Source organism: Thioalkalivibrio nitratireducens DSM 14787 (genome assembly GCF_000321415.2).
GTDB classification, from domain to species: Bacteria; Pseudomonadota; Gammaproteobacteria; order Ectothiorhodospirales; family Ectothiorhodospiraceae; genus Thioalkalivibrio; species Thioalkalivibrio nitratireducens.
Genome location: NC_019902.2, coordinates 2,107,740 through 2,121,497, shown reverse-complemented (window position 1 = coordinate 2,121,497; position 13,758 = coordinate 2,107,740). Strand labels below are relative to the sequence as shown.

At 65.2% G+C, this 13,758-nt stretch carries 17 protein-coding genes; 6 read left to right on the top strand and 11 right to left on the bottom strand.

Annotated elements, in window-relative coordinates; all coding sequences use genetic code 11:
• The first annotated feature begins 52 nt into the window (after window positions 1–52).
• Entirely contained in the window at window positions 53–862 is an 810-nt protein-coding gene (locus TVNIR_RS09830) for a hypothetical protein (RefSeq protein ID WP_043739582.1), read from the top strand.
• Between the two features lie 305 nt (window positions 863–1,167).
• Here TVNIR_RS09830 and TVNIR_RS09825 read toward each other — a convergent pair whose 3' ends face one another.
• Together TVNIR_RS09825 and TVNIR_RS09820 are read right to left on the bottom strand one after the other, a co-directional pair.
• Window positions 1,168–1,494, bottom strand: coding sequence for an addiction module antidote protein (locus TVNIR_RS09825; protein ID WP_015258875.1), 327 nt, complete (start codon window positions 1,492–1,494; stop codon window positions 1,168–1,170).
• 4 nt (window positions 1,495–1,498) lie between these two features.
• Window positions 1,499–1,795 (bottom strand): type II toxin-antitoxin system RelE/ParE family toxin, encoded by a 297-nt coding sequence (locus tag TVNIR_RS09820; RefSeq protein WP_015258874.1) that lies wholly within the window; start codon window positions 1,793–1,795, stop codon window positions 1,499–1,501.
• A gap of 116 nt (window positions 1,796–1,911) precedes the next feature.
• Between TVNIR_RS09820 and TVNIR_RS09815 the strand changes: the two genes are divergently transcribed.
• Genes TVNIR_RS09815 through TVNIR_RS09805 form a run of 4 tightly spaced genes read left to right on the top strand, consistent with a single transcriptional unit; the run spans window position 1,912 to window position 3,713 of the window.
• Window positions 1,912–2,643 carry a hypothetical protein gene (locus TVNIR_RS09815; RefSeq protein WP_083499529.1) on the top strand — a complete coding sequence of 244 codons (732 nt, stop codon included), beginning with the start codon at window positions 1,912–1,914 and terminating at the stop codon, window positions 2,641–2,643.
• A gap of 1 nt (window position 2,644) precedes the next feature.
• Window positions 2,645–2,851, top strand: a complete 207-nt coding sequence (locus tag TVNIR_RS09810) for a hypothetical protein (protein ID WP_043739580.1) — start codon at window positions 2,645–2,647, stop codon at window positions 2,849–2,851.
• Window positions 2,844–3,143 carry a hypothetical protein gene (locus TVNIR_RS19045; protein ID WP_015258871.1) on the top strand — a complete coding sequence of 100 codons (300 nt, stop codon included), beginning with the start codon at window positions 2,844–2,846 and terminating at the stop codon, window positions 3,141–3,143. The genes TVNIR_RS09810 and TVNIR_RS19045 overlap by 8 nt, the downstream gene beginning before the upstream one ends.
• Before the next feature lie 3 nt (window positions 3,144–3,146).
• Entirely contained in the window at window positions 3,147–3,713 is a 567-nt protein-coding gene (locus TVNIR_RS09805; RefSeq protein ID WP_015258870.1) for a hypothetical protein, read from the top strand.
• A 38-nt stretch (window positions 3,714–3,751) separates the two neighbouring features.
• Here the strand turns inward: TVNIR_RS09805 and TVNIR_RS09800 are convergent, their stop codons facing one another.
• The gene (locus tag TVNIR_RS09800; RefSeq protein WP_015258869.1) at window positions 3,752–4,276 is read right to left on the bottom strand and encodes an HD domain-containing protein; all 525 of its coding nucleotides are present in this window, start codon (window positions 4,274–4,276) and stop codon (window positions 3,752–3,754) included.
• Window positions 4,269–4,454: a hypothetical protein gene (locus TVNIR_RS09795; RefSeq protein WP_015258868.1), complete on the bottom strand. Its 186-nt coding sequence runs from the start codon at window positions 4,452–4,454 to the stop codon at window positions 4,269–4,271. The genes TVNIR_RS09800 and TVNIR_RS09795 overlap by 8 nt, the downstream gene beginning before the upstream one ends.
• A gap of 505 nt (window positions 4,455–4,959) precedes the next feature.
• Here TVNIR_RS09795 and TVNIR_RS09790 point away from each other — a divergent pair.
• Window positions 4,960–5,781 (top strand): hypothetical protein, encoded by an 822-nt coding sequence (locus TVNIR_RS09790; RefSeq protein WP_237251622.1) that lies wholly within the window; start codon window positions 4,960–4,962, stop codon window positions 5,779–5,781.
• Between the two features lie 43 nt (window positions 5,782–5,824).
• Here the strand turns inward: TVNIR_RS09790 and TVNIR_RS09785 are convergent, their stop codons facing one another.
• The 7 genes from TVNIR_RS09785 to TVNIR_RS09755 form a co-directional block, all read right to left on the bottom strand.
• A complete protein-coding gene (locus tag TVNIR_RS09785) occupies window positions 5,825–6,775 on the bottom strand; it encodes an isoaspartyl peptidase/L-asparaginase family protein (RefSeq protein ID WP_043740511.1) in 951 nt (316 codons plus the stop codon).
• A 10-nt stretch (window positions 6,776–6,785) separates the two neighbouring features.
• Window positions 6,786–10,298: an EAL domain-containing protein gene (locus TVNIR_RS09780; protein WP_083499427.1), complete on the bottom strand. Its 3,513-nt coding sequence runs from the start codon at window positions 10,296–10,298 to the stop codon at window positions 6,786–6,788.
• Complete coding sequence (locus TVNIR_RS09775; protein ID WP_043740508.1) at window positions 10,288–11,292, bottom strand: ABC transporter substrate-binding protein; 1,005 nt, start codon at window positions 11,290–11,292, stop codon at window positions 10,288–10,290. The genes TVNIR_RS09780 and TVNIR_RS09775 overlap by 11 nt, the downstream gene beginning before the upstream one ends.
• Window positions 11,293–11,596: 304 nt before the next feature.
• Entirely contained in the window at window positions 11,597–11,986 is a 390-nt protein-coding gene (locus TVNIR_RS09770) for a hypothetical protein (RefSeq protein WP_015258863.1), read from the bottom strand.
• 155 nt (window positions 11,987–12,141) lie between these two features.
• Window positions 12,142–12,465: a hypothetical protein gene (locus TVNIR_RS09765; protein WP_015258862.1), complete on the bottom strand. Its 324-nt coding sequence runs from the start codon at window positions 12,463–12,465 to the stop codon at window positions 12,142–12,144.
• A gap of 158 nt (window positions 12,466–12,623) precedes the next feature.
• Window positions 12,624–12,917, bottom strand: a complete 294-nt coding sequence (locus TVNIR_RS09760) for a hypothetical protein (protein ID WP_015258861.1) — start codon at window positions 12,915–12,917, stop codon at window positions 12,624–12,626.
• Between the two features lie 65 nt (window positions 12,918–12,982).
• Window positions 12,983–13,300, bottom strand: a complete 318-nt coding sequence (locus TVNIR_RS09755; protein WP_015258860.1) for a hypothetical protein — start codon at window positions 13,298–13,300, stop codon at window positions 12,983–12,985.
• Window positions 13,301–13,758 lie beyond the last annotated feature (458 nt).

Genomic DNA, 13,758 nt, shown 5'->3' with positions numbered 1-13,758 from the left:
GCCCGGGTGGTCTAGCCTCAAGGATGTCCGTGAACGGTGTGGAGTGTCGTTGATGTTCAAGGTGGGTGTACTGCGGCTTGTCCTGGCTGGCTTTGTTCTCTTGCCGCTCATTGCGGCGATCATTCTTGCCGGTCACGGAGTTGTGTACGCCCAAACGCGAACGGCCCTTGAAGGCGAAACTGCACGATCGCTTGTCATCTACGAAGACCCGAAAGCACAGTGCACGCCCGCCAGGTCCAGCTACCATTTTTCAGATTGCGTACACGCGCTGCATACGAGCCAGGAAGAGCTACTTAGAAGATTACTCCCCCAAGCTCGAGATCACGCCGTTCGTTATCCTCGTGAATACCTGAACACGCCGGAGGATTGGCGTGAGAGGCAAGCGAGGGAATTTGATGAGATTCAATACCATTGGCGCAAGTTCGTTGAACTTGACTGCGGCCTTTACGACTCGCAGCGTGCATCTGCGGGCTCTAACCGAATGCTGGCCTGCAAGATTGTACGAATCGGACAGCGTGCCCAGCGTCTTAACGCTCTTCATCAGTTGGGGTTAGAGCTGACGGTAGCCGAGCCACCGACGGAAGCGGTCGATGTGGCTGAGTCGGAATCGTGGCACGCTGAAAACCGAGATCGCGAGTGTATGCCCTTCCAGAGCCCTGCGTTTTGGCTTCAATACCATCGTGAGAATGGAGAGGATCCATCGGCGCATGATGTGCTTGATGAGAAGGGGAATCTGACGGCCGTAGAGATCAGAACGCCAGTAAACGCATGGCAGTTCCGCCGCACCGTGATCTACCGCACACTCAAGGATTGCACTCGGGCGCTTGAAGAAAAGTACGCCATCCCGGACCGGTGGCGCTGAAGTCCAAGCAGGCCGACATCGCGGCGAGGGTTCAGGAGTTGCGCGAGCAGAACCCGGAGGCGACGCAGAGGGAGATTGCGGAGGCTATCGGGGTAACCCAACAGCGAGTGTCACAATCAATTGATTGTAACCACAAGCAGAAGGCATCCCAGCGCCAAGCCGCCCGCCAGCTCTACCTGCCGCAAGACCCGGAACGCGCAGTAGAGAAGATCCGCGCCAAGTTCGGCGAGGAATTCATGCAGCAGATCCAGGCCGCGAGCACAGAGGACAAGGAGCCGAGCGCGGGGGCGATCGAGGCCGGAGGACTACTGCGCCAGGATGCTCGGCTCGCGGTTTTCGCTCGCGCTGTGGGCATGCAGCCGAAGCCGGAGGGCTCGCACGACCTTCATGATCGTCGCGAACTCCGGATTCCCTTCAGCGGACAGCGCCTTGTACAGACCCTCGCGAGCCATGCCGGTATCCCGGGCCAGTTGGGTCATGCCGCGTGCTCTGGCAATGTCTCCGAGAGCGACCCGGATCAGGCTCCCGTCCCCTGGATCTTCAGCGAAGCAGGCGTCGAGATAGAGCGCCATCTCTTCGTCGGTGCGGAGATGGTCCACCACGTCCCAGCGCTTCAGCGTCACGTTGGTCATGTCGTTAGTCTCCAATCTGCCGGGCCAGTTCGGTGGCTGCGCGGATGTCCCGTCGCTGGGAATCCTTGTCGCCACCAGCCAATAAGATCACGATCTCGATGCCCCGCTGGGTGAAGTAGATCCGGTATCCGGGTCCGCAGTCGATCCGCATCTCCTGCACGCCCTTGCCGACCGCCTTCACGTCGCCCATGTGACCCATCTCTACGCGCCGCAGCCGGGCTTCGATCCGGGCCTTGCCCTGCCGGTCCCGCAGGGACTCGAACCACGCATCGAACGAGCTGGTTGTCTGGATCGTGACCATTGGACCGTATTGTGAACCATCGTTCACTCTTGGTCACGCGCTGATATGTCGTGATGACAATCTTCCTCTACCGGGTCGGAATCAACCGAAACCCGGTCAACCGAGGAAAGACCGAGATGCAAAACACCATGCTGGAGAAAGCCCGCGAGCGCGTGGCCCGAGCGAAATCCGAACTGGACGCCGCCGTCGCCGCTGGCGAGGACACGACCGCGATCCGTGCGACCCTGGACCTTGCCGTCGAAGAGATGGACCGGCTCGAGGACCAGGTAGCCGTCGAGAACCGGGAATCGGCAGCCGCCGCGCAGGATGCCGTCCGGGGCGCTGCTGAGGCCAGCGCCGAGATCCAGGAGATCGTGGACCGGGTGCTGGCGATCGCCAAGCCTGAGATCGAAGTACCGCCGGAGCGCGCGGTGGACCTGCTCCTGGCGCAACAGAAGGCCCAAGCCGAGGATTCTGCGATCAAGGCGCACCGACACAAGGTCGGGGAGCTTCGCGATCGCCTGGAGCGCCTGAAGGCCGAGCGTGCCGAGATCGGGCAGCGACGGGCTGCCGGCGATGAGCGCGACGACGATGCCCAGCGGGTACACCTGCTGGCGACCGATGCCGAAGCGCTGGAGGATCTGATCGCGCGAGTCGAAGCCGAAGCACCAGTCCGCGATGAACTCATCACGAAGGCGCTGATGGAGTGGGAGCGCGGCTGGACCAATGCGGTCAAGGAGGTTCGCATTCACGCGCTGGCGCTGACCTGCCAGAGGCTCGAGCTGGCGCTGATGGCAGCAGCGACCGCCCACCGGGATGCTGGCGGTATCAGGCGCATGGACCCGCGTCTGGCGCAGTGGGTGCGGTGACATGGCCGCCCCTACTGGACGCAAGCCTGGCCGACCGCGGAACCTGGCGCGCACGGCACGTCTGGCGGTTCATGATCGCCTGGAGCCCGAGGTGCCGGGACTGGTGGACGCCATGATTCGGCAGGCGAAGCTGGGCGACACGCAGGCTCTGGCCTGGTGCCTGGACCGGACGCTGTCGGGACCGGGTAGTCTGCCCGCCGATGGCTGATGACCGGCCGGACCCGGAAGGCTGGATCGTCACCGACCACGTGTGCCGGTACTGCCTGGGGTGCGTCCTGGAAGGCGAGCGGGCCGACGGCAGCATCGTTGCCCGCTGTGCCGACTGCGGCGCCCGGGGAGAGGGTGGTTATGTCGCGCTCTGCTCCTGCGGTGCCTCATTACCGAACGGCCGGCATGCTGGGCTTGCCTGCGTGAAGAACAAGGCTCAGAACCCCGAGCAATCCGCCGAGATCATCGTGGCCGAACGAGTATCCTGTGAAGGTGCACGTGAGGGAGGATGAACCATGCCGGCACTGACCCTGGACCAATGGGGAACGGCCCGAGCCGAGTACGAGATGGGCATGTCCCTCAACGCGGTCGCTGCTCGCCATGATGTGAGCCGGTCGGCGGTCCAGAAGCGTGCGAAACGCGAGCGCTGGCAGCAGGCCACGGCCGGCACGATCTACCGCGCGGTGGCCGACAGGGTGGCCAGGGTGCCGGCTGAGGCTACCCCGGAAAAAAGGGCCGCTGCCCTGGACGAGGAAGCCGGTCGGCGGGCCGTGATTATCGACCGGCACCGAGACGAACTCGAGGCCGCACGGGTGATGGCCCGGGCCGCGAAGGAGAGCCACCAGAACGTCGGGGATCAGATTCCCGCGGACATCAAGGATCCGATGGAGCGGCAGCAGTTACTGCTGGCCATGAAGCGTGCCGCCTTCGAGGGCCTGAAGGCCGCGAAGATCCACGTCGAGACCCTGAAGCTGATCCAGGACGGCGAGCGCAAGGCCTGGGGGCTGGATATGCCGGTGGATCTGAGTTCGATGACCGACGAGCAGCTTGCAGCGCTGGCGGCCGGGCGGCTGCCGGTCTGAGCGCCTACCGGCCGGAATAACCCAGCGGGGGCTGGCAGTCAGGGCCGAAGGCGGTGTACCTGGTCGAACAACTGTCCCAACCCGGGGCTCGCGTCCCGTGTGCGGTCCACGACCTGCCTGGCCCAGTCGAAGTATTCGCGCTTGCGCTCGGTGGACCAGTCGGCCGGTGGGGTGGCCGCAATATCCCGCAGGTTCGCGATCTTGTCGGCGAGCTTCACCAGCTTCGCGCGTGGAGACGCATGGGCTGCGTGTTCCACCTGCAATTGCTTCCGCTGGTCCTTGGGCAGGGTCTTGTCGTCGGTCACTTCGGCGACGATGGTCGCAATCTCCGGCCCGAAAGCGTCCTCGAGTTCTTCCAGGGTGGTTTCGGTGTCTTCGATCGTATCGTGCAGGATGGCGGCACAGAGAACCGCGGGGTCAGTGACGCCGGCCTCGTTGGCCAGAATATCGGCCAGCGCGATCGGGTGGTTGATGTAAGGCGAGGCGTCGGCATCCTTCCGCCGCTGGTCGCGGTGCTTGTGGGCTGCGAAGGCGAGTGCGCGAAGGATCAGGCCTTCATTCATCGGCGCCTGCCTTGGGATCCTTCTTCGGCGCCGGCTGCTTCACCTTCGCGAGTTCCGCGTCGATGCGCCGGTCTACCTCGGCAACGTCGATGCCGTAGTCCGCAGGGTCCACCTGGCCCATGATCTTCTTCAGCCGGCGGTCCATGCTTTCGCTCATGCTGTCGATCGAGCCGCCCATGGCTGCCTCCGTCTGTTTGGTCTGTCCACCATTATTGTAATGGTTCTGCTGGGATTCCGTGCCGTTTCCGGTGCGTTTCGTCAGGCCGGGACCGACGGGCCGCCGTGAGACCATGAGACCGTTCTGAGACTGCCGTGAGACCGCTGTGCCGGGGTTTTTCGTGGGTGGGGGGCTGGTTCCGGGCTTCCGGAAACCCCGAGTTTCCCAAGAGGGGTTTTGAGGATTTTGAGGATATTGAGTATAGGGGTTCAGAATTCGCAGCCGGGGCGATACAGTGGCCCCCGGATACCAGCAGGGAAGCCCCGGGGTCCGCCCCGCCAAGCGTTTTTCCTTTGTGGGAACGGTTGTGGGAACGATCAGAAATCCGCTTTCAAGCTATTGAATTTTTGGCTCGTATGGCGGACACCTTCTCCGCTGGTGGTGGCGGGAGGAGTGTACCAATGCCTGTCCGGCTGTGATGAAGCGTAAGGGGAACATTTTTCGGTGGGCGAGCTTGTTGCTGGCCGTGTCCCTACTGTCGGGGATGGCCGTGTTCGGGCAGGACTTCGCGCCGCAGGCACGGCACGCGGAGATGCTCGAGCGCATCGAGCGCTCGCCGCTCCCCGGACGCATCGAACTCGAGTCCACCGAAGGCAACCGGGAGATCCTTGGGAAGATCCATGCGCTGGTGCCCTACGGCTTCGACGAGGTTGCCGGCGTGCTCGGTTCGGCGGCGAGTTGGTGTGAGACTGCGTTTCTGCATCCGAACGTCAAGGCCTGTACCCACGACGAGGGCGTCGACCGGGCATCGACGCTGCATCTCTACGTCGGTCGCCGGTTTTTCGAAGCGCCCGACGAGGCCGCGGCGCTGCAGTTGCTTTTCGAAGCCACTCGTGTCGATGAGGGTTACCTGGAAGTATCGGTCGGTGGCGCCCGGGGTCCCCATGGCACCCGCAACTTTCGGATGCAGCTCGAGGCGTTTCCGATCGATGCGGACGAGACGTTCGTTCGGTTCCGGTACTCGGTGGAAATCGGGGCGCTGACCCGCTTTGCGCTAAGGGTTTACTTCGCGACCGGAGGGCGGCATCGCATCGGTTTCAGCCTGGACGAAGACGGAGAGCCGGTGCGTGGCCTGCGCGGGATGATCGAGCGCAACGTGATGCGTTTCCATCTCGGTCTGAAAGCCTATCTGGAAACCCGGCATGAGCCGCAAGCACGGCGTCTGCAGGCGCGCCTCGAACGCTGGTTCGACCTGAGTGAACGGCACCCGGAACAACTGCGCGAGCTGGACCGCGACCGCTACCTCGATCAGAAACGGCGCGAGTGGAGACAGCAGCAAAGACTTTAGATGGTGCGGGATCGATGCCGGGAATGACCCCGCCCGTCAGATCTCACAGCGCACATGCCGCGTCGCCCCCGTGCTCGATCCAGCCGTGGATCATGCGCGGGGTGGTCGTTCCAGCCGCGCAGCGGCCGTGAGCGTCGACGCAGATCACGCCCCCCTGGCCGGCGAACTTGGTGCCAAGCCGCGCGATGCCGTATTCGACGGCAGTGGCGGCCTCGAGGCCACGAAACTCGATTGCGGCCGCGATGGATCCGGCGATCAGGCTGCGCAGGAGATCCTCGCCATGACCGGTCGCGGAAATCGCGCAGGTGGCATTATCCGCATAGACGCCGGCGCCGACGATCGGTGAGTCCCCGACCCGGCCCAGTCGCTTGTTCACGGTGCCCCCAGTCGACGTCGCTGCCGCCAGATGGCCGTGCTGGTCGCGTGCGATGGCGCCGATGGTTCCCTGAGGAAATGGATCCTCGGTCCGCGGCTGTTCGGGGACGCGACGGCCGCGGACCCGAGCCCGCTGTAGTTCCCGCAGGCGCTCACCGGTAATGAAGTACGCTTCGGGGCTGGTCAGGATGCCGCAGCGTTGTGCGAAGCGCAGAGCGCCGTCCCCAGCTAGCAGGACGTGTTCGCCATCGTCCATCACCCGGCGTGCGAGCCGGATCGGGTTGGCAACGCCACGGACCGCGGCGATGGCGCCTGCAGCGAGCGTGCGACCGTCCATGATCCCGGCGTCGAGTTCCACCCGGCCGTCTTCGTTCAGAGCCGACCCGCGACCAGCGTTGAACAGCGGATCGTCCTCGAGGTGTGCGGCACAGGCTTCGACCGTATCGACCGCGCTCCCCCCGCGCGCGAGGATTCCTCGGCCGTGTTCGAGGGCGGCCCGGATGCCCTCGAGCAGGGCCGCGGCGACCCGTGGATCGTCGGCCTGTTTCAGCAAGCCTGCGCCCCCGTGCACCATCAGGGAGTACGTCCTTGTCCGCCTGCCGTCTGTCGGTCGGGCCATCGGTTCCATGTCAGCCAGTCGGGTCGCCGATGGCGGAGTCGGTTCGGACCGTCAGCCACTGCTGGAGCACCAAGGCAGGGACAGGCCGGCTTGCCAGGTATCCCTGGTAGACGCCACAGTTGTGATTGCGCAGGAACTCGAGCTGCGCGTCGGTCTCAACGCCCTCGGCGACGACCGTCAGCCCCAGGCTGCGGCCCATCGCGATGATGGTTGCGGCGATCTCAGCCGCACCCGACGTATCGGGTATTTTCTGCACGAAGCTCTGGTCGATCTTCAGCTCGTCTACCGGGAACCGCTGCAGGTAGGCGAGCGAGGAATAGCCGGTGCCGAAGTCGTCGATCGAAATGCGGACGCCGAGCGCCTTCAGGTCGTGCAGGATGCGGGCTGCGTCCGGGCCTTGTTCCATCAGTGCCGTCTCGGTGATCTCCAGGTCGAGGTGCCGGCCTGCCAGGCCGGTCGACTGCAGGATGCCGTCCACCAGCGCCGGCGTGTCGTTCAGCTGGATCTGTCGTGGCGAGAGGTTCACCGCTACCGTGTCCGGGCCGTGCCCGTTGGAAAGCCATTCCTGCATCTGCCGGCACGCGGTCTGCAGCACCCATTCCCCGATCCGGGTGATCAGACCCGTTTCTTCCGCAACAGGAATGAACTCGTCCGGGAAAACGAGCCCGATGTCGGGATCCTGCCAGCGCAGCAGGGCTTCCACGCCGACGACACGGCCATCCGAGATTCGCACCTGGGGCTGGTAGTGCAGCACGAACTCGTCGTTCTGTACCGCGCGGCGCAGCCGTGTCTCCAGCGACAGCCGGTGGATGGCTGCGTGTGTGAGCGCCTCGGTGTAGAACTGGAACGTGTTGCGGCCCAGTTCCTTGGCCTTGAACATCGCCGAGTCGGCGTTGCGCAGCAAGGCCTCGGGGTCCACTCCGTCCTCCGGGCACAGGCTGATACCGATGCTGGCGGTCATGAAAACCTCGCGGCTGTGATCCAGACTCATCGGCTCCCGGATCCAGGCCAGTGTGTCGCGCGCCATCGCAGCGGCATTCTCGGGCCGGTCTGTCCGTTCCATCAGGATCACGAACTCGTCGCCGCCGGTGCGTGCCAGGTGGTGGCCCCTGGGCAGCCGGGCTTCCAGCCGCTCGGCGATCCGCACCAGCAGCCGGTCGCCCATGGACAGCCCGAGACTGTCATTCACGTGCTTGAAGCCGTCGATGTCGATTAGGAGCACAGCGGCATGGCCGCCATGCTGCTGGATCCGCTCGGTGACCTCGGTAAGCCTGGACTCGAGCAGCACCCGGTTGGCGAGCCCGGTCAGCGAGTCATGGTGGGCCAGGTAATCCGCACGTCGCTGGCTCTCGCGCAATTCGGCCAGGTCGGTGAACACCCCCACGTAGAATTCCGGGGAACCGTCGGTGCCCGGGACCGCGTCGATGGTGAGCAGCACCGGGTAGATCTCGCCGTTGCGGCGGCGGTTCGTGACTTCTCCCTGGCAGTGGCCCGTTTCGGTCAACTGCCTCCATATCCCCCGGTAGAACGCGTTGTCCTGGTGGTCGCTCTTCAGTAGTCCCGGGCTCTTGCCGAGTACTTCGGAGGCCGGGTAACCCGTGATTCGCGTGAACGCCTGATTCACGGCGATGATGCTCCCTTGCGCATCCGTGATGGTTACGCCGTCGCGCGTGTTTTCGAACACCATGGCTGCGCGGCGCAGCGCGTCTTCGGCTTCCTTGCGGTCGGTGATGTCCTGGAATACGCCGTTGAGCCGGGTCACCCGGCCTGCTGTCTGTTCCGGGACACAGATCGTGCGTGCCCAGATCGTTTCACCTTTAGCGGTGATCCAGCGGAATTCGCGATCGTAGGAATGCCCGCGGGTCATCGCGTCCTGCAGCAGCCGTTCCAGTTCCGGACGATTCTGCGGGTGGCAATAGCGCGTCGTTTCGTCGAGAGTGGGCCGATGGTCGTCCGGGAGGCCAAGGATCCGGGTCATTTCCGGGGTCCACACCAGCGTCTCGCTCGCGAGGTCGAATTCCCAGCCGCCGACCCCGGCGATGTGTCCGGTGGTGCGTAGGAGCGCCTCGCTTCTGCGCAGCGCGTCCTGAATGGCCCTTCGCTGCGTGACATCGCTCATGTACCCGTGCCATACCGTGCTGCCGTCCGGCAGGCGTTCGGGCGTCGAGTGGGTCTCGACCCAGATCAGGCCCCGGTCGGGGTTCTGAAGGCGCAGTTCCTCGCGCCAGTCGGTCAGATCCCGGGCCGACCGCTGCACGGATTCGACGAACTGCGCACGATCCTCGGCGTGGATCAGGGAGATCGCCTGCTCCGCGTCCTCGCGCACGGACTCGGTATCGTGCCCGAACAGTGCCCGGGCACCAGCGCTGAGATAGCGGAAACGGGGGGTTCCATCGGGCAGCATCTGAAACTGATAGACCATGCCCGGGATCTGCGCGGTGATTTTGCGCAGCAGGCGGCCGCTGGCTTCGGTGCGCCGGCGCTGTTCGCGCAGCCGCAGGTTCTGGATCCAGGCCAGCATCAGCAGCGCGAGCACCAGCGCGGCCGCAGCCGCCCCGGTCATCAGCAGCAGTTGGTGCTGCCGCCAAAGGTCTTCCAGCGTAATGGTGGGAGGGCGGTCGTAGGGGGGCAGTCCCAGTTCGCGCAGCAGGTCGTCCACCACATGGTAATCAGAGGGCACCTTGAAGCCGTACAGGCCGGCCGCCTGGGCCGCCGGATGTTCGGGCCGGAGTGATAGCAGGGCGATGCTGATATCGGTGAGCAGTCGCTCGTCGAGGTGTGGCAACGCGACGAGCGGCCATTCCGGATACAGTCGTGTCGAGACCTGGAACGGGTATCCGGGAAGATCCTGGCGCCGGAGCACGTGCAAGCGGTCGATTCCCGGCGTATTCGTCTCCTGAAGACGCTCAAGCACGCCGCTCCGAAGGAACCCCGCGTCGGCGCGACCGGCAAGCACCGCATGCACTACGTGATCGTGGTCAGTGAGTTCGATCACGTCCAGAAAGGTGTCGGGTATCTTCATGCCCTCCACGATCAATTCGCGCTGAATGGCCTGATAACCACCTAGAAACTCGGTGCCAGGAATGGCTACGGTCTTGTCCCGGAGGTCGCGCAGGCTCGTGATGTCGTCCCGGGTGCGAAGCGTGATCACGGTTCCGCCCAGCAACGCCACCGGCTCCCCCTGGTGGAGTCGGATCACCGTGGCGATCGCGCCGGCCAGCGAGTGGTACTGCCGCAGCAGCTCGTAGTGGACCGGGTTGGTCAACAGCAGATCGAGCTGGTGCAACCGAACTGCCTCGTCCAGCCGCTCCCGGTCGAGCACGCGGATCTCGAACCGGTGCCTTGGGAGCTGTTCGTCCAGGTACTCCGCGAGCGGTCCGTAGGCACGTTCAACGACCTCCGCGGGCCGGTAGGCGAAGATGCCAAGCACCAGCGTCTCCTCGGCGTGGGATCCGGGCAGGGGCGTGACCAGCAGGAGCAGCAAGACGAGCCAGGGCCGGGGCGCACGCGGTCTATCGTTCATGCCGGGGAAGGTACGCGGCCGTGAACAGATCCTGCAGATCGGCGGGCTCGGTCAGGAGCCCCGATTCGGACATGACCTCAGAGAGGGTGGCGGCCGCCTGCGCGATGCGCGGGTTGCGCCCCGAAAGATAGCGTTCGTTCGCGTTCCGGTTGGGCAACTCGAGGCCGCGCAATCCGTCCAGCACGTGTCGCGCCGGAACTCCCATCCGGGCGGCCATGCGGAACGCCGCGTCGTCCCGGTTGCGACGCAGGTGGGTCAGTGCCTCGAAATGGCCGCGGGTCAGTTCTCGCAATGCCCTGCGCTGCCCCCGCGAGAGCCGCGATTCCTGCACGGCCAGCACGTCGAAGATGGTGTCCGGCATCTGTCGGCTATCGAAGATCGCGGTGAACCCTTCCCCGCGCAGCTCGCTGACGATGGGCTCGAAGGTGATCAACGCATCGATTTCGCCGGCGCGCCAAGCCTCGAGATGCTGGTCGTAGGTGATGGGCACGATCTCGACCGCTGATCGCGGCAGCTCGGCCGCGTCGAGCAGCTTGTGGAGGATCAGCGCCCCGAGCGCCGAGCGCTCGACCCCGATCCGCTTATCTGCCAGGTCGGCCAGCGATTCGATGCCCGGCCGCGCGAGTACTGCGTCGGCTCCGATGGATACGTTGAATACCAGCACGACCGTAAGCGGGAGTCCGTCCGCCCGCGCCCTGATGACTTCGTCGATGGTCAGGGCGGCCCCGAGAACCTTGCCGTGCGCCAATGCCTCGATCGACTCGGTCGCCGATCCCGTCTCGACCAGCGACAATCCGGCGTCGTGCAGGAATCCCATATCGCGTGCCATGAACATCGGTTCGTAGCCGATCCAGGTGTGTGCAGCAATGGTCAGCGGATCATGGCGCCCGCAGCCCGCCGGAAGGACCGAAAGAAACAGACTCGCGGTCGAGGCCGCGATCAGGGTGCGGCGCTGCCGGTTCACTGACGTCTGCGGGTGCCGCTTCCCGATCATCGTAATTTCTTTGGTCGGCCGGTGTTGAGCATTGCGGGTGAAGTTGCGCAGATCCGCGCTTCGATACCCCATGCACTGTATCCCCTTTTGGGCCGCTTCCGGAAGCAGGATTCAACCGATTCGCCGGGGCGTACGGATCGCGCAGCCCAGCAATGCAACCCCGGGCATGCTGACCGAGCGCGAAACCATCCGACGTTCACGTTTCCCCGACCCGTGGCGCGGAAGAGTGCAGTGGCATCCGCCCCTCGGCGTTCGGGTCGCCCCGGTGCCTACTGCACCCCCGGCAGTGGCGCCGTCGCTGCGGTCATGGGTCCGGATGCTGCCTCAACCGCTCGAGCATGCGTTGCCGGAAAGACTCGCGGGTGTCGGCGGGTTCGGTGGTGCGGAAACGGCCGTCTCCTGGAGCACGGTCGAACCGGTTGTGGCCGCCGAAGGCGCCGCCCGCCGTGCTGCGCTGTACCGTGATGTCGGTGTTGTTCCCGTCCCGGGTGATGACCTTATGCCCGTCGCGATAACGGATCACGCGCGATTCGGTGAACCCCGGACTGGCGTCATGGTGAATGACCGTCGTCGAACCGCCGGGCGTATGCACGTCGGCCGTGGCACAACCCGCATTCGCGCTGGCTGCCACCAGCATCGTGGCGATCACGAGGGCCGGTTTGAGGAGTGCGCTGGCCTGGTTTCGGTTGTTCATCGGATCTCCTCTCGTGTGCGTAGTGGCCGCGCCCGTCGTCTGGGCGATGCCGCCCCGAAGCCGGTGCATCGACTGCGGCCGGGTCTGGGGGCGCACTGGCCTGCCTGCCAACGGCGGTGCAGCCGGCCGGACGACGGGCCAGGGGGTGGACCGGTTCACCGGTGTGCCCGGGAGGCGGCAGCCGCGGAGCGCCCGGCGCGCTGAGCCGCGTGCCCGCGCTGGGTGTCGCCGGAACGGCCATAGGCATGGCCCTTGCCGCCGCATCCGCCCTGAACGGTCTGATTGATGTTGATGCGGCCGTCCTGGTGGGTCACGTTGTCGTTGGTGTCGCCGCACTGCACGGTGCGGTTGATATTGACCTGTCCCGTTTGGACGGTGGTGTTACCGTTGTCGCGAGCGGACGCGGTCGCGAGCAGGGCGGGAAGAAGTGCCAGGACCAGGACCAGGGTCAGGCTGTTCCGGGCGGTTGGCTTTTCCATCGGTTGTACCTCAAGTTAGGGGAACGGGTGCGAAATTGCTCCCGGGTGCCGGACCCCGGGGTGCACCCCACGGCTGGGGGCACTCGGCTCGGGATCCGAGGGCAGTGCGGTGGGCGGCACGCGGCCCGCGTTTCCGGCAGGCCGCGTCGCTGCCGCGTTTATCGCCCCGCCCGGTGGTGCCGGGAACCGGCCCAGTCGTGCTGATACTGGCGAACCTTGTTGTCGTTCACGCGCCCCCTCTGGATGGTTTCGACCGAATTGTGCTGCCCGGCCTGCACGGTGCGGCTGAAGGTCATGTCGCACTCCTGCCGTACCCGGGCATCGTTGACCCGGTCGCCCTGGATGGTCACGTTGAAGCAGGGTCCATGAGTACGTTCGCGCGGGGCGTCGCCGAATGCGATCGGTGCGGCCAGCAGCAGGGCCAGCCCGCTCGGGATCAGAATGCCTTTCATCGTTGGATGTCTCCGGTGGTATTCGCAGAAATGCCGGCACCCGCGGTCGGGCGCCGGCGCACGGTTCAGTTGCGGCCCCGTCCGCGCGTGAGGCTGCTGCGGTTCGAAAGGCCGGTCTGGTGCGTTTCGTTGTAATTGAACCGGCCGAACTGCCCGGTCTGGTTCCAGTTCTCGGTACCGCGCTGGCGGGTGCGGTTGGCATTGTCCCGGCCTTCCTGGTAGGTCGCGTTGTCGTTGTAACGCCCCGCCTGGTAGGTATCGTTGGTGTTGATATGGCCTTCCTGGATGGTGGTGTTGTAATTCGTCTGTGCCGATGCGGCACCACCGAATGCGAGAAGGGTGGCCGCGATGGCCAGGGACAGGAACTTGGGGTTGTTTTTCATGTGGCGATCCTCATTGGTTGGTACGGTGCGTTGCAGTTGCGCCGTCGTGATTCGCCCACTGGGTTTCTGCGTCATCACCGGGCGAAGTCTTCCGGCCGTTCCGGGTCCGGTATCCCGGTCCCCGCGACGTTCGGGAAGCGTTGTTCCCGTCGTCGAGGCCAGAATATCCGCGGTGATCTGAACAACCACTGAACGCCCTGGCGGGTAATGTGCGCGAGTTCACATTCGGTGCCGGCCCCCGGAACGGCTCGCGCTGTCGCCAACGGCGGGTGCGCCATCTGCCAGGGCCGGCAGGGCGTACCGGGTGATGGATCCCGGGCCGCGGCGATATGCGGCGACCACCGGCGCGGGGCATGCGGTACACGGGTAGGTTGGCGGGTGCAGCGTATCGCCAACGTTGCGCGGAGGCTGTTGCCGTGTGCGCCGGCCCCTGCGAGCCGGGGCGTGCGTTGACGGAC

Excerpts from the sequence above, each read along its gene's own strand:
- TVNIR_RS09830 (WP_043739582.1), top strand. The coding sequence starts at position 53 with ATGTTCAAGGTGGGTGTACTGCGGCTTGTCCTGGCTGGCTTTGTTCTC.
- TVNIR_RS09825 (WP_015258875.1), bottom strand. The coding sequence starts at position 1,494 with ATGACCAACGTGACGCTGAAGCGCTGGGACGTGGTGGACCATCTCCGC.
- TVNIR_RS09820 (WP_015258874.1), bottom strand. The coding sequence starts at position 1,795 with ATGGTCACGATCCAGACAACCAGCTCGTTCGATGCGTGGTTCGAGTCC.
- TVNIR_RS09815 (WP_083499529.1), top strand. The coding sequence starts at position 1,912 with ATGCAAAACACCATGCTGGAGAAAGCCCGCGAGCGCGTGGCCCGAGCG.
- TVNIR_RS09810 (WP_043739580.1), top strand. The coding sequence starts at position 2,645 with ATGGCCGCCCCTACTGGACGCAAGCCTGGCCGACCGCGGAACCTGGCG.
- TVNIR_RS19045 (WP_015258871.1), top strand. The coding sequence starts at position 2,844 with ATGGCTGATGACCGGCCGGACCCGGAAGGCTGGATCGTCACCGACCAC.
- TVNIR_RS09805 (WP_015258870.1), top strand. The coding sequence starts at position 3,147 with ATGCCGGCACTGACCCTGGACCAATGGGGAACGGCCCGAGCCGAGTAC.
- TVNIR_RS09800 (WP_015258869.1), bottom strand. The coding sequence starts at position 4,276 with ATGAATGAAGGCCTGATCCTTCGCGCACTCGCCTTCGCAGCCCACAAG.
- TVNIR_RS09795 (WP_015258868.1), bottom strand. The coding sequence starts at position 4,454 with ATGGGCGGCTCGATCGACAGCATGAGCGAAAGCATGGACCGCCGGCTG.
- TVNIR_RS09785 (WP_043740511.1), bottom strand. The coding sequence starts at position 6,775 with ATGGCCCGACCGACAGACGGCAGGCGGACAAGGACGTACTCCCTGATG.
- TVNIR_RS09780 (WP_083499427.1), bottom strand. The coding sequence starts at position 10,298 with ATGAACGATAGACCGCGTGCGCCCCGGCCCTGGCTCGTCTTGCTGCTC.
- TVNIR_RS09775 (WP_043740508.1), bottom strand. The coding sequence starts at position 11,292 with ATGATCGGGAAGCGGCACCCGCAGACGTCAGTGAACCGGCAGCGCCGC.
- TVNIR_RS09770 (WP_015258863.1), bottom strand. The coding sequence starts at position 11,986 with ATGAACAACCGAAACCAGGCCAGCGCACTCCTCAAACCGGCCCTCGTG.
- TVNIR_RS09765 (WP_015258862.1), bottom strand. The coding sequence starts at position 12,465 with ATGGAAAAGCCAACCGCCCGGAACAGCCTGACCCTGGTCCTGGTCCTG.
- TVNIR_RS09760 (WP_015258861.1), bottom strand. The coding sequence starts at position 12,917 with ATGAAAGGCATTCTGATCCCGAGCGGGCTGGCCCTGCTGCTGGCCGCA.
- TVNIR_RS09755 (WP_015258860.1), bottom strand. The coding sequence starts at position 13,300 with ATGAAAAACAACCCCAAGTTCCTGTCCCTGGCCATCGCGGCCACCCTT.